This window comes from Paenibacillus hamazuiensis, assembly GCF_023276405.1.
Taxonomy (GTDB): Bacteria; Bacillota; Bacilli; order Paenibacillales; family NBRC-103111; genus Paenibacillus_AF; species Paenibacillus_AF hamazuiensis.
The window spans coordinates 8,187,523-8,207,322 of sequence record NZ_JALRMO010000001.1 but is presented as its reverse complement, the minus strand read 5'-3'; the positions used below and the strand labels follow the sequence as shown (position 1 = coordinate 8,207,322).

Annotated in this window: 13 protein-coding genes; 4 read left to right on the top strand and 9 right to left on the bottom strand. The window is 55.1% G+C overall.

Features of this window, described 5'->3' with window-relative positions:
* Window positions 1-158: 158 nt before the first annotated feature.
* The 8 genes from MYS68_RS36235 to MYS68_RS36200 form a co-directional block, all read right to left on the bottom strand.
* Complete coding sequence (locus MYS68_RS36235) at window positions 159-6,398, bottom strand: glycoside hydrolase domain-containing protein (RefSeq protein WP_248930384.1); 6,240 nt, start codon at window positions 6,396-6,398, stop codon at window positions 159-161.
* A gap of 26 nt (window positions 6,399-6,424) precedes the next feature.
* Window positions 6,425-8,197 carry an S-layer homology domain-containing protein gene (locus MYS68_RS38990; protein ID WP_248930383.1) on the bottom strand — a complete coding sequence of 591 codons (1,773 nt, stop codon included), beginning with the start codon at window positions 8,195-8,197 and terminating at the stop codon, window positions 6,425-6,427.
* A gap of 31 nt (window positions 8,198-8,228) precedes the next feature.
* Entirely contained in the window at window positions 8,229-11,690 is a 3,462-nt protein-coding gene (locus tag MYS68_RS36225; RefSeq protein WP_248930382.1) for a PA14 domain-containing protein, read from the bottom strand.
* A 322-nt stretch (window positions 11,691-12,012) separates the two neighbouring features.
* Complete coding sequence (locus MYS68_RS36220) at window positions 12,013-12,432, bottom strand: VOC family protein (RefSeq protein ID WP_248931133.1); 420 nt, start codon at window positions 12,430-12,432, stop codon at window positions 12,013-12,015.
* A 204-nt stretch (window positions 12,433-12,636) separates the two neighbouring features.
* Window positions 12,637-13,818: a UxaA family hydrolase gene (locus MYS68_RS36215; RefSeq protein WP_248930381.1), complete on the bottom strand. Its 1,182-nt coding sequence runs from the start codon at window positions 13,816-13,818 to the stop codon at window positions 12,637-12,639.
* 167 nt (window positions 13,819-13,985) lie between these two features.
* The gene (locus tag MYS68_RS36210; protein ID WP_248930380.1) at window positions 13,986-14,696 is read right to left on the bottom strand and encodes a 2OG-Fe(II) oxygenase; all 711 of its coding nucleotides are present in this window, start codon (window positions 14,694-14,696) and stop codon (window positions 13,986-13,988) included.
* The gene (locus MYS68_RS36205) at window positions 14,693-15,241 is read right to left on the bottom strand and encodes a methylated-DNA--[protein]-cysteine S-methyltransferase (RefSeq protein ID WP_248930379.1); all 549 of its coding nucleotides are present in this window, start codon (window positions 15,239-15,241) and stop codon (window positions 14,693-14,695) included. Before MYS68_RS36205 ends, MYS68_RS36210 begins: the two co-directional genes overlap by 4 nt.
* A complete protein-coding gene (locus MYS68_RS36200; protein ID WP_248930378.1) occupies window positions 15,238-15,822 on the bottom strand; it encodes a bifunctional transcriptional activator/DNA repair enzyme AdaA in 585 nt (194 codons plus the stop codon). The genes MYS68_RS36205 and MYS68_RS36200 overlap by 4 nt, the downstream gene beginning before the upstream one ends.
* Before the next feature lie 160 nt (window positions 15,823-15,982).
* On the opposite strand from MYS68_RS36200, the gene MYS68_RS36195 reads away from it, so the two are divergent.
* Entirely contained in the window at window positions 15,983-16,948 is a 966-nt protein-coding gene (locus tag MYS68_RS36195; RefSeq protein WP_248930377.1) for a DNA-3-methyladenine glycosylase family protein, read from the top strand.
* A gap of 308 nt (window positions 16,949-17,256) precedes the next feature.
* Here the strand turns inward: MYS68_RS36195 and MYS68_RS36190 are convergent, their stop codons facing one another.
* The gene (locus MYS68_RS36190) at window positions 17,257-18,018 is read right to left on the bottom strand and encodes an ArsR/SmtB family transcription factor (protein ID WP_248930376.1); all 762 of its coding nucleotides are present in this window, start codon (window positions 18,016-18,018) and stop codon (window positions 17,257-17,259) included.
* 232 nt (window positions 18,019-18,250) lie between these two features.
* Here MYS68_RS36190 and MYS68_RS36185 point away from each other — a divergent pair, with 232 nt between their 5' ends.
* The 3 genes from MYS68_RS36185 (at window position 18,251) to MYS68_RS36175 (ending at window position 19,725) form a co-directional block, all read left to right on the top strand.
* Window positions 18,251-18,802 carry an NADPH-dependent FMN reductase gene (locus MYS68_RS36185; protein WP_248930375.1) on the top strand — a complete coding sequence of 184 codons (552 nt, stop codon included), beginning with the start codon at window positions 18,251-18,253 and terminating at the stop codon, window positions 18,800-18,802.
* 125 nt (window positions 18,803-18,927) lie between these two features.
* Complete coding sequence (locus MYS68_RS36180) at window positions 18,928-19,275, top strand: ester cyclase (protein ID WP_248930374.1); 348 nt, start codon at window positions 18,928-18,930, stop codon at window positions 19,273-19,275.
* A 45-nt stretch (window positions 19,276-19,320) separates the two neighbouring features.
* Window positions 19,321-19,725: an ester cyclase gene (locus MYS68_RS36175; protein WP_338043656.1), complete on the top strand. Its 405-nt coding sequence runs from the start codon at window positions 19,321-19,323 to the stop codon at window positions 19,723-19,725.
* Window positions 19,726-19,800 lie beyond the last annotated feature (75 nt).

Genomic DNA, 19,800 nt, shown 5'->3' with positions numbered 1-19,800 from the left:
TTAATAATTTGCAAATTTAACGCTTTGCTTTCATCCCGAGTATTGTGCTGCAGGAAAAACATCCGGTTTGAGACTGCATGCCAACGCACCGCCAAGGAAAAAAAGCAGCCCGCGAATAACGGGCTGCCGCTGTGAACTGCACGCGAATTAACATGATCTTAATTGGCCTTGGAAAATTTCATCCGGTCCAGGTTGCCTACATACATGAGGCTGGTTGTCGTCGAACCTTTGAAAACGACGCAAATCGTCGCCTTGCCGGTCACGAGCTGATCCAGGCGGACGCCGGCCGTTTTGTACGTCCCCCAGCCGCTGCCCGTATTCGGCAGGGCCAGCACGCCGATGACCGGACCGTCTTTGTCGTTCAATCGGATTTCCGCTTTGACGTCAGCCGGCGCTTTTTGCGAAGGCGCGTCGTACACCATCTCCACGTAATTTTTGCCCTTGGTCCCGAAATCGACATTTTGATACGTCATCCAGGCGCCGTTGAACGTATTGGCGACGACCGTTCCGCCGTTGTTCGCTTCCGTCTTTAACGGCTTGCTGTTAAATGTGTTGAGGTCGGGCGACCACGCTGTGTATGCCTCAAGCTCTACCGTCACATCGGCTTCCGGCTGCTGCGCGCTTAATGAAAAGCTCGCGTTGTCAAAATTGCCGATGTATTTGTATGTCGCAGTGCCCGTACCTGTAAGCACAAGGTACACATCTTGAATACCGGTGACGGTTTGGGTCAATGCTCCCGTCGCAGTTTTGTAGGTGCTCCAATTGTTCGCAGTCGGCGGCGTGGCAATCTTTCCGACCAACGTGCCGTTCACTCCGCCCAGGCGGACTTCAACCGTCGCGTCGGCCGGACAGCTTGCGGTGTTGCCGGAATACTCGACGGTGAATTGATTGACGCCCTCGCTGCCGAAATCCATCCGCTTGTACGCGAGCCATGCGCCGCTGAACGTATTGGCGACCTGCTGGCCGCTTTTTCCGTTTTCCGTCTTCAACGGGCCATTGTTCTGCGGATTGAGGGCCGTCGTCCATTCGTCGTATTTCTCCAGCTCCAGCTTGGCAAAATCCGTTCTAACCCCGCGATATTCCAAGGTAAAGCTGTCGAGGTTGCCCACATAAGGATGATTGGTATCCGCACTTCCCTTCAGCACCAGGTAGACATCCTGCTTGCCGGTGACCGTTGTCGTCAGATCCGCTTCCGCGGATTTATACGTTCCCCAGTCGTTGCCCGTTTGGGTCAGATTGACCGTCCCGACGAGAATGCCGGCAATGCCGCCCAATCGGATTTCTGCGGCGGCGTCCGCAGGCGTCTTCTGCACCGGTGCATCGTAGACAACCGTCATATGATTTTTCCCTTTCGTGCCGAAATCGACCGCTTTGTAGGAAAGCCATGCACCGCTAAACGTGTTCGCGACAACTTGCCCGCCGTTATTGGGCTCCACCCTGAGCGCGCCGCCCTTGGTCGGATGAACTGCCGCGGTCCATTCGGACTTGTTTTCAAACTCGACGGTCACTTTATCCGGCTCCGGCTGTCCGCCGCCGGGGTTTTCCGGCGCCTTGTAGGAAAAGCCCGCATTGTCGAAATTGCCGATATATTTGTAAGTCGCATCGGTAGACCCTGTAAACACAAAGTAGATATCTTGAACTCCGGTTATCGTTTGGGTCAATGGGCCGGTTGCCGTTTTGTAGGTGGTCCAGCCGCTTGCTGTCGGGGGCGTGGCGATCTTGCCGATGAGCAGACCGTCCACTCCGCCGAGACGAATTTCCACAGCCGCGTCGGCTGCGCAATTCGCGGTGTTGCCCGAATACTCGATGGACAGCTGGTTGACCCCTTCGCTGCCGAAGTCCATCCCTTTGTACGCAAGCCATGCGCCGCTGAACGTATTGGCGACCTGCTGGCCGCTTTTTCCGTTTTCCGTCTTCAGCGGGCCGTTGTTCTGCGGATTGACGGCGGTTGACCAATCGTCATATTTCTCCAGTTCCAACAGAGCAAAGTCGTTTCTGATCTTCTGGTATTCGAAAGATAAACGGTCGAAGTTGCCGATGTAAGGAAGCGAGCTCGTCGTGCTGCCTTTCATGACCACATACAGCTTTTGCTTGCCGGTTACCGTTTTGCTCAGTTGGGTTTTGGCTGTTTTGTAGGTTCCCCAGGCGCTGCCCGTATTCGGCAGGTCCACGGTGCCGATCAGCTCGCCGTCGACGGCGTTTAACCTGATCTCCAGCTTGCTGCCCGCAGGCGCTCTATTCGTCGGCGCATCGTATTCCACCGTGATCTTATTTGCGCCCTGAGTACCGAAATCAAAGTTGTCAAAAGCAAGCCATGCTCCGTTAAACGTGTTGGCGACAACCGTTCCGCTGTTGCCCGCTTCCGTACTTAACGGTTTGTTGTTAAACGTGTTGACCGCAGACGTCCATTCCGTCCGGTTTTCGAACTCCAACGTCAAATCGGGTTCACCCGGCTGTTCATTGCCGGGATCGTCCGGTTCCTCCGGCTCCGGTTTCACTACCGGCAGCGGCAGCGGTTCAGGGAGAGGCTCCGGCGCCGGCGGCGGCGGATCGGATGGAGCTCCGGTTTCCGGCTTCGAAACGATCGGTTCCGCAAGCCAAAGCGAATCGTAGATGTTGCCGTTATAGCGGTCGACCAGGTACACGTTCATCTGATATTTGCTCGCATTGACGTTAAACAGCTGGGAAAGCTCGAAGCTTCCGACTTGCACGGGCACCGCGTTGGACATCAACGCCTGCTCGTTGCCGTCCATCAATTGGAAAACGGCGGTGGCCGAATCGCTGTAATTTCCTTTCAACGTGCCGGTTACATCGACCGTCATGTTGCCGCTGCGGTTCACATCGGCTTTCAGATCGAAAACATCCCACCGAATGTCCGAGGTATATGCCGCATTCGAAAGCAGCGCTTCACCGGATGTACGGTACAAGCTTTCATTCGCCTTCACGCGGACTTGCACCTTGCCTGCTTCATAGTCAAGCGGACCGACCGTCTGCGGATTGGAAGTGGCGGGCTTCCATTTCAAGCCTCCATCCGTGCTGTATTCATAGTCGGCCGCCTGCTCGATGCCGGGAACAAAAGTCCAGCCGAACGTGTTGGCCTTATCGTCGACAACGGGTTCCGTCGGAGCGGCCGGCTTCGCCATTTCCCCAACCGCTTCGAGGCTGAATTCGAAGGCGATGTCCGAGCTTGAAGCGTTCGCCTGATGAACCTCGGCGCTTAAGACATTGGTGCCTTTCACCAGATAGGCCGGATCAACGATAAACGTAATGCGGTCCCGCTCATCGTTTACCGTCGCATTCGCATAGGTGCCGTACTTCACTTCCCCTGCCGGCATATTGGTCCGGAACACCTCATGACCGTTCAGATACACAACCGCTCCGTCGTCGCGGATCAGGCCGGCATCAAGTTCATGAATACCGTTTACGTCAGCCACTTCGAACGTTTTGCGGAAATAGGTGGTCGGGTATTTGTTGCCCGCATCCGGACCGTAGCTGACCTTGGTTTGTACTTTCCCGGTGCTGTCATACCCGAGCATGGCGGGACCGGATGCCCAGCCGCTGTCGTCGTAGCCGAGGCTTGTCCAGCCGTCCCCCGCATACTGGCCTTTGTCGAAATATTTCCACTCCGACTGCTCGGCAATGAGCGCCTGACGGCCGTATGCGTTGTCCACATCCGCGGTAAAACTAAGCGTAGGCGGCGCGGCGCCGGCGGCGGCTCCCCAGCTTGTGTTCGGCGTGGAATCCATTTCGAATTCGAGCGTGCCGCCCGACATAATATCCGCGTATTTGATCCAGGCCTGGTTGAAATTCGTTCCGTTCAGCTGCGCCGATTTGATGAAACGGTTTTTGCTGGAAACGTTATTCGCCTTGATCGTGAACGTTTTTCCGTTGTCCAGATGCAGCTTCACCTCGGAGAAAATCGGCGAGCCGATCAGGAAATACGCTTCCCCCGGAGTTCCCGGGAACAGCCCCATCGCACTGTACACAAACCACGAGGACATGCCTCCGGCGTCATCGTCCATCGACGGCAAATATCCTTCCGGATCGTCGCGGTAAACGCGGGATTTGATCTCGTATTTGTATGGACCGTGGTTATGGTATCTTTGGGCGACCTTTTCCGTCGTAAACTGTCTTACGTAATATTGGGTCAAGTAAGGGTACCCCAAATAGTTGAACAAATAGGGTACATGCAGGTCAGGTTCGTTAATAGCCATATACTCATTGATTTCGAAAAAACGCTGCAGCTCCTTCGCCATCGCCTTTTTGCCGCCCATGAGCTGAGCCAGTCCGTTAATATCCTGCGGAGCGGACCAGCGGTATGTCCACAGGTTGCCTTGGTAGGCATATTTGTCTACCGCCAAAACATCCCCTTTGGCTACGGTGTATCCGTTTGGCGTAAAGAAGCCGCGTCTCGTGCCCTCCTCGTCCACCTGCTTCGGATTCCACAGCTTTTTGTAAGACAACGCGAGATCTTTGTATTTCTCGTACGCAGCCCGGTCTCCGATCAATTCGGCGAGCTTCATCGGAAAAGATGCGCTGTTCGCCTTCTCCAGCTTGCCGGAAATTTCTCCATCGCTGATGGAGAAATTGTCCGCATCGATGGCCATTCCTTTCAGCGCTTTGTATACGTCGAAATTCGTAAAGCCTTTCGAGTAAGCATCGAGGATAACGGCTCCGTTAAATTCGTTCCTGACGGTCGGGCTCGGCCAGTATCCTTCGCCCCACTGCGTATAGGAGCCTCGGGTACCGTACAGATCTACCAGCGACTTCACCATGTTTTCGAACTTTTTAGGCTCAAGCAGCGAAAACAACGAATATTTGCGGAAGTCGTCCCATGTGGTCCAGCCGTTGTAGTACTCGAAGTCATCGCCAAATTCCGACGTTTGGCGTATCGTGTTCTCGTCCCTGCCTGCCTTGAACGTGCCGCTGGAGCTGGTCACGTTGTTCGGATGCAGGAAGGAGTGGTACAGCTGCGTATAAAAAATCCGCTTGTTCGTCTCGTCCGCATCGGTGATTTCCACTTTGTTCAGCAGCTCGCTCCAGGTGTTTCTCGCACGGGTATGCTGCGCGTCGAAATCCCACCCCGCAATATCGTGATCGCGCTCGTATTTGGCCTGCTCCACGCTGATCGGCGAGAGGCCTACTTTCGCCTGGATCACCTTGCCCTGTTTCGTATTGAAATTCACCCACACGCCGCTGTTCGAGCCGTTGCGTTTGGGCTCCGCCCCGACCGCATCGCCCTGCCAGGAGCTGTAGGAATTAAAATCATGATCGAACTGGATCGAGTAATACATGGTGTAATATCCATGACCGCACACATTTTTCGATTGGATCATACCCGAAATCTCGCTGTTGTTTTCCACGGTCAGATTGGCATCCACCATACCGGCATACGAATTGGAGAGATCGATCAGTACCGAGCCTGTATCGGTTTCCGGAAAGGTGTACCGGTGAAAGCCGACATTGCGCGATGCGGTCAGCTCGACGCCGATGCCCGAGGCCAGCTTCACGCCGTAATAGCCGGGAGAAGCCTGCTCGCTGTTTTTGTCGTACTGCTGCTTGTATTCGCTGCTGTTTTTCGTAAAGGAGCGGGTTTCCGGCATCATCAGGATGTTCCCGCCGCCGCCGCTGCAGCCAACGCCGCTAAACCGCAAATGCGAAAATCCCTTTAAAAATTTGTCCTGATAGTAGTATCCGCTGAAAGCTCCGCCATCGCTGTCCGGGCCCAGTGCAACGAGGCCGAACGGCGTCGTCGGTCCCGGGTTCGTCTGCCCGTTGTCGCCCATCGTGTTGATAAACGGATCGACATAATCTACAGGCGCCAGGTTCGTTGCCGGATATGCCGGCAGCTTATCGGAGTCCACCCCGTAAATCTCCAATTCATATAATCGCACCGTCGTTCCTTCGTCAGCCGCCTTATCGACGTAAAACCGGATGTACCGGGAAGAGAATGCCGGAACATAACGCTCTACGATCGACTGCACGTTATCTTTGACGGTATCGACATCCTCCCACGTTTGTCCGTCGCTGCTTTTTTGCAGCCGAAAGCTTTTCGTGTTCCAGAACGGGCTGTTCGCGGATTCGTTGATCGCGGCGTTTTTTACAACCCACCGGTTAATGTTATAGACCTGGCCCAAATCGAGCTTCAGCCACTTTTTGGCGGTGCTTGAATTGTCGCACCATTTCGTATCGTTTTTCCCGTCAACCGCATAACGCGCGCCCTCGTTGCCGTTGCATTGTCCCGAAGCGGTTGCGGCCGCGTTCAGCGCCACATTTCGGGTCTCCGCCGTCTGCAAAGCGGGATCGGAGGCTGCCGAAGCAGTCTCCAAGGTCAGAGGCGTCAGCAGGCTGAACGATATCAAACCCGTCATAACGACGGAAATAAGCTTTTTCCACATTGCGCTTGAATCCTCCTGCCCTCGTTTTATAAAGAACCGTTCCTCAGCAGCCGGTCGATCATGGCCGCCACTTCAGCCCGGGTAACGGGTTGCTTCGGATTAAAACGAACGCCGTCGCCCTCCATAAGTCCCTTCGACCAAGCTTCGTTTACCGCCGTTTTGGCCCAATCGGAGATCTCGTTCATATCCGCAAAAGAAGGCTCGTCCTTACCCGACTTGATCACGCCGAACCGGGATGACGCCTGGACAAGCGCCACCGCCGCCTCTTCGCGCGTCATCGTATCGCTTGGACGGAACGCTCCGTTATAGCCGGATACGATGCCGAGAGCCGCCGCTTTTACGATATGATCCGTGTAGTATTGTTTGCCCGGTACATCGGAGAACGGGTTCGCCGCAGCTTCCGGCAGCGGGCCGCCCTTCCAGCCGAGCGAACGCATGATCAAGGTGACGAACTCCGCCCGGGTGATGCTGCGATTCGGCTCGTAACGCCTGTCGTCTACGCCTTCCACGATATGTTTGGCTGCGAGCGACCGAACCGGTTTGTCCGCCCAATGTCCCGCCAAATCGGCAAAAGCCTTGTTGTATTCGAGAATCGTATAATACGAGAAGTGCTTCGCCGTGAAGGTGAAAACTCCCTTATCCAAAGTGCCGCCGACATATTCGGCTTTATCTCCGTTCACATAGTAGACGCCGGCCAAATCCGAGGAAATGGCTTTCTGCTGAGCTTCCGTCAATTTGACGGACACAACTGCCGGTTTGTCCAACTGATGAATTTCGGTGACCTTGTCGCCGGCGATCAGTTGAATGACAACGGAAAGCACCAGTCCGGTCGGCACGTAGTCGGAATCTTTCAGAATCAATCCGCCGATCAGACTTCTTGCTTCCGCGCTCATCACCGTGTTCAGATCGATGCGAATCCGCGACTGTTCATCCGCAGCCGAAATGAAGCCTGCCGGGAAACGGACCGAATGATTGTCGGATGCGATAATAAGGTCCACTCCGTTATCCTTGAGATCCTTTAGCGATTTCGCGGAAAAATCGAGAGATAAAGCGGATTCGCCCGTCTGTGCGGGCAATTGAATGATTACTGCGCCCTTCGCTTGCTGCATGGCTTGAGACAGTGTATCGGAGCCGACTATGTACCGACCTTCCTTGTTTACTTCAGGCTGTACGATGGAACCGTCCGCCTTGCCGGCAGTGGACGGAATGTTTGCCGCATCTGCAGATGCGGCTGCGTTCCCCGTACCCGAGCCGTGCGAATTTCCGCCGCTGCCCGAATCCGAATCTCCACTGCCACCGCTGTCGCCTCCGCCGCCCGGAGTCGTTCCTCCGCCGCCCGGAGTCGTACCTCCACCGCCGGGATTCGTACCTCCGTCACCCGGATTCGTTCCTCCGCCGCCGGGATTCGTTCCTCCACCGCCTGGAGACTCTCCCCCTCCGCCGGGATTCGTGCTCACTCCGATCGAAAATGTTTTGGTTTCCGCCCCATTTTTAGTGCCGGCGACGACCTTATAAACGCCGTTCGGGGCATCGTCTTCATTGGCCGGAATGGATACCGTAGACGTATAGCTGCCCATCGAAGGCGTCAAAGAATCGATATAAAAAACCGTTAGATTGGGACGTACGATCTTCACCGTAACTTCGTCCGTATCGCTTGCAACCGTCCCCGAAAGTGTGATTTTACCGCCGCGCTGCGCTTCATTCGCGCTCAGGCTCAGCGTAAATTGAGCGGCTGCGCGTGCGGAAACCGGCGAGAGCACGAAAAGCAAAGCCAGCATGGCCGCCACATATTTTTTCACCTTATCCACTCCTTCTCTCTCTGCCGATGCATTACTGGAATACGACAGGTCTCGCCAGCTGGACCGGTATCGTAAGATCGCTGTTAAATTGATCCATAATAAATACTTTCACCTTATAGTCCGCACCGGTTACATTAAAATATTGGGTAAACGTCAGCTTGTTTTGCTTCATGGGGACGGCGTTAATGAGAACCGGCCGGTCTCCGTCAAGCAGCTCAAATACCGTGTAAACGTCGCCGCTGTAATCGGCCACAGGCTCCAGCGACACGTCGATCTGCAGCTTGTCGCCGCGCTTCATTTCCCCGGATATTTTGTACGTATCCTTAATATGGTTCACGGTGAACGGCAAGTCCGAAGCAAGCGGCTGACCGGCGGCTCTTCCCGAAGCGGCATCGGCTTTCACGCGAACTTTTACCGCTCCCGCAGCATAATCGAAATCTCCCACCGGCTGCGGATTCGCCGCTGCGGGCTGCCATGTCGCTCCGCCATCTACGCTGTATTCATAGTCAGACGGCGAGGAATACCCGGAAACGTTCGTCCAGCCGAACGTGTTATGACCGTCGTCCACTACCGGAGCGGTCGGCGCAGCCGGCACGCTTCCCGAAGTGCTTGCGACGCTGGCGGCGGAATTGTCCCGCTTGTCGACAGCTTTGACGATGAACTCGTAGGTTTCGCCGGGAAGCGTGTCCGCCACGGTATACCGGTAGCTCGTTTGACCCTTAACCGCCGGCATATATGCGCTCCAGTTCATCCCCAGCTTTCCGCTCGTTTCATAAATTCTAAAACCGCGGACCTCGTCGTCTGCACTTGAGGATTTCGGCGCGTTCCAATCGAGAACCGCTTTGCCATCCCCCGTTTTGCCCACCGTCAATTGTTCGACCGGCTGCGGCTTGCCGTCCGTTCTGACGATTGTATACTTATCGAACGGCTCAGCCTCGCCGGACCTGTAAGATTCGATCGTAATGCTGTTTTCCGTCATGCGGATGCCTGAATAAATCGCTTTTTTCGGTTGTTCGAACACCGCTGCATAATACCGGTCCACGCCTTCCTGGAGATCGTAAAATTTTGTGGCGGCCGAGTTATTGATCATATACAGCGTGCCGTCCGGATTCAGCGGATTATTATTCTCATCCCTCTTGATATCCGCTACCGGCGCGTCGTTGTACATTTGATAAGATCTCATGAACGTATGGTCATGCCCTTGCAAAACGACATCGATCCCCAGCTCGTCGAAGACGGGGTAGAGCATTTTTCTCATATCTTGAATATCTTTCTCGAGCGCGTGGTTGCCGAGCGAATAAATCGCCTTATGAAAAGCGACGATTTTCCACTTCTTGTCGGTCTCGGCCACTTCTTTCTTCAGCCATTCCACCTGCTGCCGGAACGATTCCTTCTGCCGGTCGTCCCAACCGATATCCATCGTGTTGAGCACCATGATGTGCGCGTCGCCGTAGTCGTACGAATAAACGCTGCCCGGAGGCAAAGGATTTTTAATGGAATCGTTCGGATAATTAAAATGGTAATAATAGTTGTCGTTGTACGGCCCTTCGTGGTTCCCTACCGCAGCCATGATGGGCAGCTTCATGAACATGTCCTGCGGTTTTCCGAAATAATCGAGCCACTGGGATTCGAGGGAGCCGGCATCGACCTGGTCGCCGGTCATCACCATGAACTTGGCATTCGGGTAATGCTGAAGCCCTTGCTTCAGCGTGTTTGCGAAAACCTCATAATCGTTCGAATTGGAGCCCTGCGAGTCCGTCATATACAGGAACTCGTATTTGTTCTCGTTCTCCGCCTCCGTCGTAAAGCTGCCGACGCCGCTCCAGTTGCCGTCGCTTCCGACCCGGAATTTATAGGCGGTTCCCGGGGTCAGACCCGAAGCCAGCACCTTGTGGCTGATAAAGGAACCGGTGGTCTCGTTTGTGATTTTCAGGTTCAGCACCTTGGTTTCTTCCGGCTTGCCCACGAAACGTTTCACTGCGGACGTGCCGAATTCCTTATCGGCTTCCACCACCTCGACGATGCTGTCTTTGGCATTCGCCGGCGCGTTTTGCGGATTTTCGTAACTCGTATACCAGGCGAACGAGCGGTTCGTTTTCGGGCTTCCATAAAACGACATCGCGATCGCCATCGGCGAATAATTCACCAATTCCGGCACGTTGAAGTTAAAGCCGGCTACGGACGTGCCGTTCACAGATTGCAAGGCGGCTTGTCCGTCGTAGGAAACTTTTACTTTTTGACGGGGCTTAATGGCGGTGGCCAAATTCAGCTTCAGGACAGACGGGGTGCCGCCCTGCTCCACGCTTTGTACTCCGATGGACTGACTGTCGGCCGTCACCGTCAGGTGCGATGCTAACGCAGTTGGAAGTGCGTTCAAATCGGCAGCCATAGTCAAAGAAACGCTGGAGCCGTCATCGGCAATGCGGCCCGCTATCGGACCCGCGTAATTTTTCGGCAGGAAAAACGCGCCGGCGGGTACAATGGCCTTAGCCATTGTAGGCGTAGACCAGCGCAAATACAGATTCGAGCCGCCGAAATCTTCGAAGTATTCGATTTTAAAATTGTACTTCTTGCCGCCTTCCAGTTGGACGGCATTGCTGACCTGCTCCTTGTCCCAATCGTTCACCCAATGATCGATGACCGGCTTATCGTCAATCCATAAGCGGAATCCGTTATCCCCGATCATGTAGAACGTATATGCATCCGTTTGCGGAGGCATGATCTGGCCAGTCCAGCGGACATTGGCATGGTCCTCCTCGCCTGTAAAGGCTCGCAGCGTGCCGTTCAGATCCGCGAAATTAATCTGCGAATCGATCACCGTCGCTTTATACTCTCCAAAATCAAAGCTGCTTGTGCCCTTGTAATATTCGCCAAGCAATCCCTGAGCTGCACCCTGCGGCGACGAACCGGGTGCGTCTGCGAAATAACCGTAGGCCTGAAACTCATAAATATTGGCGGTATACCGACCGGTCGACGAATCCGGCGCGCCCGGGTTGGTAATGTTCAGCTTGAAATACCGTGCCGTAACGGGAGCGGCCAAATTATGGGTCGTCGTTCCGTACGTGTTATTGGTCACGCTGACGAGGCGGGTCCAGTTCACATCGTCGCTGCTCGCTTCAATGGTAAAATCCCGCGTATTGTAAATATCCGGCTCCCCGCCTGAGCCTGCATGCGCAAGCACGAACTTCTGCACAACCGCTTCCGCGCCTGCGTCAATTTTCAACCAATAGGAATGATTTGCGTCGGGCAAACTTGTTCCGCCGCTGTAAACCCACTTGCTGACGGCAGCATTTCCGTCGATCGCTTTCGCCGGCGCGTAAAGACCGGACAAATACCCATATGCGGATGCCGTTACTCCCTCCGAAGCAAAAACGTTCACAGGTACCGGCTCTGCATACGCCAGCTGATTGGGGACGTATCCCAAAGAAAACACCGAGCCCCAAATCATGGCCGCTGTAAGAATACGAGCGATCAGCACAATACTTTGTCTCACTATTTTCTCTCCCTCCTGACAGAATGTTGGTTTATTTTTGTTTATCTGTCTTTGAGGTACTATACGCCATTAATAGTTTAATGTTCAATATTTTTAATAGAAAGAAAATATGTTGTTTTTGTAAATTTTTTCAATGTTTAAGAGAGAATGTAGAAGTAATCGTTTGCATGCAAAAAAACCTGCCTGAAAAGGGAAGTCCCTTCTCAGACAGGCAGTTATAGTGCGACGATTCTACGTGTGAATTCAGATATAAGTTATCTTTTTGCGTCAGTCCCAACTATTGTATCTGAAAAATCATACAAAAGTTGTTCGGCAAGGAGCGTCAAGCGATTTCAGTATAAATTTGAAAGGTTACGCCGAATTTGTCGGTTACATCGCCAAAACCCGGGCTGAATTCGGTTTCTTCAAACGGCATATTAACTTGACCGTCTTGCCGCAATGCTTCAAAAAATCGTTTTGATTTTTCCACGCTGTCGGTAGTAATGCAGATGGTGACCTGCTTCCCCTTGGGAATCGGCGAACCGCTTGGAGCATCCGAAAACATGAGTTCCGATTCTCCTACCCGCAGCTTGGCGTGCGCCACAAAATTTTTTAAATCGTCGGTGAAAGTATTAGGCATTTCCGGCATTTCTCCGTAAGTGATGATGGAGAGGACTTCGGCGCCTATGGCTTGCTCGTAAAATTGAATAGCTTCCTTTGCATTCCCCTCCATATTGAAATAAGGGGTAAGTTTTACCGACATCATTGATCAACTCCTTTTTTTTCAATCATAGCATGTAAGTAAATCTTGGATTTCTTCTGAATTGCTAACTTGGAATGACCTGATTGTAGGACCTTCTTTGAAAAACAAAAAAACCCGAGGCAGTTCCCCGGGTCTAGTCGATCGTCACCGATGATGCGGACAAACCGCCGCATCCTGCTTATCCATACTGCAGCCCGCTTCCGTTCAAAACGTCGGACCGATGCGCCAAATACCGAAGTCGTGCTGCTTCAGCACCTCCGCTTTCGTCAGCTTGCCGGAGCAAACGCGCCCGATTTCCGCGAAAATGCGCTCGCCGACCTGGGCGATCGTTTCCGTCCCTTCGATGATCGTTCCGGCGTTGACGTCGATGTTGTCGCGCATTTTCTCAAAAATCGCCGAATTCGTCGAAATCTTGATCACCGGCGCGATCGGCGATCCGGTCGGCGTTCCGCGCCCGGTCGTGAACAGCACGATCTGCGCGCCGCCGGCGACCATGCCGGTCAGCTGTTCGATGTCGTGTCCGGGCGTATCCATCCAGACAAGCCCTTTGCGCGACGGCATCTGAGCGTAATCGATCAGCTCCTGCAGCGGGCGGCTGCCCGCCTTGTTCGCCGCACCGAGCGACTTCTCCTCCAGCGTCGTCAGACCGCCCTTGACGTTGCCCGGGCTCGGATTGCCCGTGCGGATGTCGACGCCCATCGCGAACGCGCGTTTCTCCATCGCGCCGATCACCTCGTACACGCGCTTCGCGACGTGGTCGTCCACGGCCCGGTTCGCGAGCAGATGCTCCGCGCCGATCAGCTCGGTCGTCTCGGCGAGGATCGACGTGCCGCCGCTGTCGACGATGCGGTCGCTGACATAGCCGACCGCCGGATTCGCCGACAAGCCGGAGCAGGCGTCGGAGCCGCCGCATTCGGTGCCGACGATCAGCTCGGCGAAATCGCACTCTTCCCGCAGGAGCGCGGACGCGTCCTGCACCATTTGCGCAGCGATGCGCGCCCCTTGGGCGATCGCCTGCAGCGTGCCGCCGTGGTCCTGGATCGACACGACCTCGACCGGTTTGCCGCTCTTGGCGATTTCGCCGGCGACGCTGCGCGCCTGGTGCGTTTCACAGCCGAGGCCGAGCACGACGACGCCGTACACGTTCGGGTTCAGCCCCATGCCGGCGTAGGTGCGGAACGTCTGCTCGTAATCGACGCCCACCTGGGCGCAGCCGTGCTGGTGGATGAAGCTGACGGTGCCGGCAACGAGCTCCGTAATTTGCTTCGCCGCCTGCGTGGCGCAAGTAATCGTCGGCAAAATGAGCACATGATTGCGAATGCCGACGCGGCCGTCCGGCCGCCGGTAACCCCAAAATTTGGCCAATCCCGTTCCTTGAGCTGTCAAAGCCAATCTCCCCTTCCGTTTGCGAGGTTAGGAAAACGTTTGCATTCAGGCAAAGCCGGGGTTCCCGGCAAGCCGCCGCTTCCCGTCCTTCTACCTGCAAATGTAGGGCGGTTTTCCGGTTTTGTCAATATCCGGTTTCTGTCATTTCCATAGGCTGAAACCGTCCATTACCGGGCATTGTGAAAAATAACACCGAGGCTGAATCTTCTCCCGCCCGTAATCTCGCTCACACCGTGGCGCAGCGTCGCCCGGTAATACCCGCGCGTTCCCGCTACGGGCCGATGCTGCGTCGGAAAAATCACCCCTTCGCCCTGCTCCAGGGCGATGGCATGCCCCCGGGACTGCGCCCGCGGCCGCTGCTCGACGAGCAGAAACTCGCCTCCGGTGTAATCCACCTCCCGCCGGTTCAGGGCGAACACAACCTGGAACGGGAAATAGATATCGCCGTACAAATCCTGGTGCAGGCAGTTGTAGCCGCCTTGTTCATACTTCAAAAGCAGCGGCGTCGCACGGGTCTGTTCGTACCTGGCGCATTCGGCGAGAAACGACTCCAATTCGGGCGGGTACATCTCTTCTTTTCCGAGCAGCCGCAGCCAGGCATTCGCCGCGGCCGCCAGCTCCGGGTACAGATGCATGCGCAGCTGCTGAACGAGGAACGGCAGCGGGTCGGCGAAGTATTGGTATTCCCCTTCGCCAAAACGGTATCGGCGCATATCGATCCGGGTGCGAAACAGCGGCGCCTCGTCGTACATGGCGATGAGCTCCCGGCATTCTTCCGCTTGGAGTAAGGCGGGCAGCTTGGCAAAGCCTCTCTCGCTCAGCGAACGGTGCAGAGCTTGCCAGTCCATGGCGGCTATACGTTCGGCAATGCTGTTCATCGGCTTCCGACCCCTGCCGGAACGAAAGCGGCTTCCCGCTGCGCTTCAAGCTGAAGCAGCCGCGCCTTCATGTCCAGTCCGCCGCGGTATCCGGTCAGCTTCCCGTTTTTGCCGACGACCCGGTGGCATGGAATTTCGATCAATACCGGATTGGCGCCGATCGCCGCAGCCACTGCGCGAACGGCGGAAGATTTGCCGATCTGCTCCGCGATGTCCGAGTACGACCGCGTCTCTCCGTACGGTATCGAACGGAGCGCCTCCCATACGTCGCGTTGAAACGGCGTTCCCTGCACATCGACCGGGAGTGCCGATACCTCCTGAACGCCGTCGAAATATTCGGCCAGCCGCCGGCCGTAAGCTTCCAGCCTGGGCTCGTCACATAGCAGCGTGCAGCCTGGCCGACATTTTTCCGCCCACTCCGCCAGCTCTTCAAACGGACCGTTTTGCGAGCCGACGAAGGCCAGTCCTTTTTCTGTCGCCGCCATATATATTTTCCAATCCCTGTGCACAAAATGCGACCAATAGATCATATTCTTTTCCTTCATGATAAAATTCCCCCTTCCGCCGAACCTCCGCTTTCCCGGCTCGTCCGGCGATATTGTGTCGGCGTGCAGCCAGCCGTTTTTTGAAACAGCGTCGCAAAATGCGCGGCGCTCGGAATGCCGACCGAAGCGGCGATGTCCGTCACCGTTTTGTCCGTCGTCCGCAGCTCGCGTTTCGCCTGCCGCATCCTTACCTGCAAAATATATTCCGCCGGCGTCACGCCCCGGATCCGTTTGAACGTCCGGTGCAGGTGGTACGGGCTGCTGTGAAAATGGTCGGCGAGCAGCTGCAGCGTAATATTTTCGGCAAAATGTTCATCGATCCAGCGGACCATTTGCTGCACCCATTCCTCATCCGGCAAAAGCTCTCCGCCCGGCTTGCACCGTTTGCACGGACGGAACTGCTCCTTCAGCGCCTGCCGGACATCCGCGAATATTCGCACGTGCTCTTTGTTCGGAATGCGCGATTTGCAGGACGGCCGGCATACGATGCCGGTCGTTTTCACCGCATAATAAAACTTGCCGTCATAGGACGCGTCGTTTTCCACGATCGCCCTCCACATCTCATCGTTTATCGTTTCCATCGGTTGCGCTCCACCTCCAAATCCGCTATCCTCCTCAATATATCCCGAATCGCGGTAAAATGTAATATTTCCGGAATGGAAAAGCAAGATTACGAAAGCACGGACAGCTTGGTTGTGCTAAAACTTACCTATACCCGAAAAAGAAACGGAGAGGATAGAAATGCCAAAGCAACAATCGCCTGCGGCGCCGCGCGCGGCGGAAGCGAACCAGCCCGCGGGGTCCCCGAAAGCGACAAATCCGCTCAGGATCGCGGTTCCGCGGGAATTCCGCTTTCGCGAAAACCTGAACTATTTGGCGCGCTCGCCCGCCGAGTGCATGTACCGGATAGAGGATGGAAAGATATACAAACTCGTCCCGCTGGGCGACGGGCAGCCGCTCATTGAGATTAGCGGCGAAGAGGAAGGAGTCCTGCTCGTCCGTTTTCCGGACGATATCGTGTGGCCGGAAAGGGTACGTTCGGCGGTGTCCCGCTACATATGGCATTGGTTCGATTTGGACACGGATTTGGTCCCGTTTTACGAACAGGGGCGGCAGGATCTTTTGCTGAAAGAGACGGTGGACCGGTTTTACGGCCTGCGGCTGATGGGGATTCCGGACTTGTTCGAAGCTTTGTGCTGGGGAATTATCGGCCAGCAGATCAATTTGCCGTTCGCCTACACGTTAAAAAGGCGGTTCGTCGAAGCGTTCGGGGACAGCATCCGCTCCGGCGGCCATATCTACTGGCGGTTTCCTTCGCCGGAGCGAATCGCCGCGCTGTCCCCGGACGATATGGCCGGCATGCAGATGACCTCCCGCAAGTCCGAATATTTGATCGGCGTGGCCCGGCTCATGGCCGAAGGCACGTTGTCCAAGGAGAAGCTGATGCGCTCCGGCGATCACGAAACTGCGCTTAAGCAGCTCGTCAGCATCCGCGGCATCGGTCCTTGGACGGCGCATTACGTATCGATGCGCTGCCTGCGGTTCCCGGATGCGTTTCCGATTCACGACGTCGGTCTGCACAATGCGGTCAAGCACGTCCTCGGCCGCGAAAACAAACCGACGATCGAGGAGCTCCGCCGGCTGTCGAAAGCGTGGAGCGGCTGGGAGGCTTATGCCACGTTTTATTTGTGGCGGGTGCTGTATTGAGGCGGCGCCCCCCTAAATCCCCCCACCGGGGGGACCCCAGGCGCTCGGGCGCCCTGGACCCGCCCGAAGGGAGTTCATGCTCGCTGCTAGTTCGCGTTTGTCCGGCATGGATTTTGGGCTGTTTGGCCAAAATCCTATGCCGGACACGCTTTACTTTGGGAGCGATCCCTTACGAGCTCCCGGCTGCCTCGGGCTCGCGTTTGTCCGGCTCGATTCGGCTTCTGCCGAATTGGTGCCGGTCACGCTTTACTTTGGGAGCGTTCCCTTACGAGCTCCCGACTGCCTCGGACCCTCCTCATTAAACCTTTCTAAGTAAGCGCGGACCCGGTTTCAAGCAGCGTTTTGAGGCCCGAGAGAATAATCGGCACGCCGTTTTCCAATATATTCGCGGAATTCATGGCTTGCTCGAAATCCTCATGTACGACGGTAACCAGGGTGACGCCGGCAAAGTCGCCGTGAGCGGCGATTTCCCACGTGACACGCGAAGGTGCGTCGCCGGCGGCTTCCGGGAAGCTCAAATACTGCCAGCTCAAAACGAGCTTATGCGGAGGGTCGATGCCAAGAATCGAACCTTCCACCCGCTTTTTCCCCTCCGGGCCCCATAGTTCGAAAGCGGACCCCGGTTCCCAATCGGACCGGACCGCGCAATTGAACCAAAACTTCGAGGTTTTGACCGGATCGGTGATGGCCTGCCATACTTGTTCGGGAGTCGCTTTGATGGCAATACGGTTGACATGACGAGGTTTATTCTCCATATTCGTCTCACTCTCCAAATCGTTTTTCAGCGATGTTAACCCGATGGCCCATGGTTCGGCGTATTTGCTGACCCATCGGTCGTATATTTGGCGTATCGGCACTGAATTCAAATAATGCAGTTTTTCCCTGCCGATTTTTCTCGTTGCGACGAGCCCGGCTTCCTCCAATATATGAAGGTGCTTCATCACGCCGAACCTGGTCATATGCAAAGGGATACACAGGTTGCTCAGCGTCCGCCCGTCCGATGCGTGAAGATAGTCCAGCAGCGTACGGCGGCTCGGGTCGGCCAGCGCTTTAAATATTTCGTTATCCATCGAATCACCTCCTTCAATTTTAAATTTTTTTGTTCCTGCCCCTTGACGTGTTACCAAAAAGTAACGTATTATAAACGTGACCACACAGTCACATATTAACACAACCGAATCTGTTTTGTCAGCCGGCGGCATTGCAGAACATACCCGGAGGTGAAAATAATTTTTACCGGCAAGCACGACATTACTTTTATTAAAAAACTCTACTATACATTCAGAAAGGCGGAATATAACCATGAAAATCGCATTGATCGCAGGAAGCAACCGCAAGGACGCTGTAAGCACAACTCTTCTTCGCTATATCGAATCCCAGCTGAAATCCCAAAACATCCCGGTCACTTTCGTCGATCTGTACGAGCTGCAGCTGCCGCTCTTTACTCCCGACAACTGGGACTTTCACCCGAACGCCCGGCGTTTGCTCGAAGCGGTTCAAGGCGCGGACGGCCTCGTTCTCGCAAGCCCGGAATATCACGGCTCCATTTCGGGAGTGCTGAAAAACGCGCTCGATTACATGAATCCGGAGCTGGTTTCGGGCAAGACGGTGCTTTCCGTCAGCGCTGCCGGCGGCCCGGTAGGTGTCAGCTCGCTTACGCACCTGCAAACCATCGTGCGCAACCTGCATGGGGTCAACAGCCCGGAATGGATTTCTATCGGAGCCGGGTACAACAGCTTCGGTCCGGATGGAGCCCCGGCGGACGAAGGGATGAAGCAGAGAGTCGCGAGCGCGGTCCGAAAGTTTATCGAACTGACCGGGAAACTCGCGTCCGAAGTCGCGGCCGCACAGTGACGTCAGGCAGCTGCTTTTTTGCGGAATATAGGTGACCATAAGGCAACATTATAAAGGCGGGCCTGCATCTCGCTTCGTGATATGCAGCTCCGCCCCCCATCACAAATTCAAAAAGGAGATGTTTGATGATGAAATCGACAGACCAAAACAATATCGAAGCCGTGACCGCGTTTATTGAATCGCTGAGCCAAGCGAATCTGGATCGGACGGAGCAATTTTTTTCCGGGCAAATCGAAGAGGCCTTTCCCGACCGGCAGTACGCGGTGGACGAGATTATGGCGCAAGGGGAAAAGGTCGTTGCCAGACTCGTGATGACCGCCACTCATCAGGGCACATTTGCCGGAATCGCGCCTACCGGCCGCGCTGTCAAGACAACCCAATTCCGCGAATATCGCGTAACGGACGGTCAGGTTGCGGAACAGTTCGTCTGGTTCGACACAGGGCTGCTTATGATGCAGCTTCAAGCGAAGTAAGTCCAGAGCAAAGCATTGCCAACCAAAACAAAAGGGAGATGTTTGATGATGAAAACGATCGAGCAAAACAATATCGAAACGGTGACCGCCTTTATCGAAGCTTTCTGGAATGAAAACGATCCGGACAGCACGGAACGTTTTTTGTCCGACGACTATCAGGAGCTCGCTTACCGATCCAAGGAAGGTCTGAAGCAATTCGCCAAAACGATCCTGGGAGCATTTCCCGATAAGCGCTACACAGTCGAGGAGATCGTGGCCCAAGGAGAAAAGGTGCTCGTGCGCATGACGGTGAAAGGCACCAATACGGGAATGTTTTTCGGCAACCCGCCGACGGGAAAAATGATGGAGGTCACTTTGTATCGCCAATACCGCGTAGCGGACGGCAAAATTGTCGAGCATCGCGGCTGGATCGATATGGCGACGATGTTCCGCCAGCTCCAGGGCCAGTAATAAAGTCCCCGGTTAGCCACAAAATAGCTGCGTTTCGTTGCGAATCGGATGTTTAACGCCTCCCGGCTTATAAAT

Bases quoted from the DNA above. Each gene is read 5' to 3' on its own strand.
- MYS68_RS36235 (WP_248930384.1), bottom strand. From the start codon at position 6,398: ATGTGGAAAAAGCTTATTTCCGTCGTTATGACGGGTTTGATATCGTTC.
- MYS68_RS36200 (WP_248930378.1), bottom strand. From the start codon at position 15,822: ATGGAAACGATAAACGATGAGATGTGGAGGGCGATCGTGGAAAACGAC.
- MYS68_RS36205 (WP_248930379.1), bottom strand. From the start codon at position 15,241: ATGAAGGAAAAGAATATGATCTATTGGTCGCATTTTGTGCACAGGGAT.
- MYS68_RS36210 (WP_248930380.1), bottom strand. From the start codon at position 14,696: ATGAACAGCATTGCCGAACGTATAGCCGCCATGGACTGGCAAGCTCTG.
- MYS68_RS36185 (WP_248930375.1), top strand. From the start codon at position 18,251: ATGAAAATCGCATTGATCGCAGGAAGCAACCGCAAGGACGCTGTAAGC.
- MYS68_RS36195 (WP_248930377.1), top strand. From the start codon at position 15,983: ATGCCAAAGCAACAATCGCCTGCGGCGCCGCGCGCGGCGGAAGCGAAC.
- MYS68_RS36190 (WP_248930376.1), bottom strand. From the start codon at position 18,018: ATGGATAACGAAATATTTAAAGCGCTGGCCGACCCGAGCCGCCGTACG.
- MYS68_RS36175 (WP_338043656.1), top strand. From the start codon at position 19,321: ATGATGAAAACGATCGAGCAAAACAATATCGAAACGGTGACCGCCTTT.
- MYS68_RS36180 (WP_248930374.1), top strand. From the start codon at position 18,928: ATGATGAAATCGACAGACCAAAACAATATCGAAGCCGTGACCGCGTTT.
- MYS68_RS36220 (WP_248931133.1), bottom strand. From the start codon at position 12,432: ATGTCGGTAAAACTTACCCCTTATTTCAATATGGAGGGGAATGCAAAG.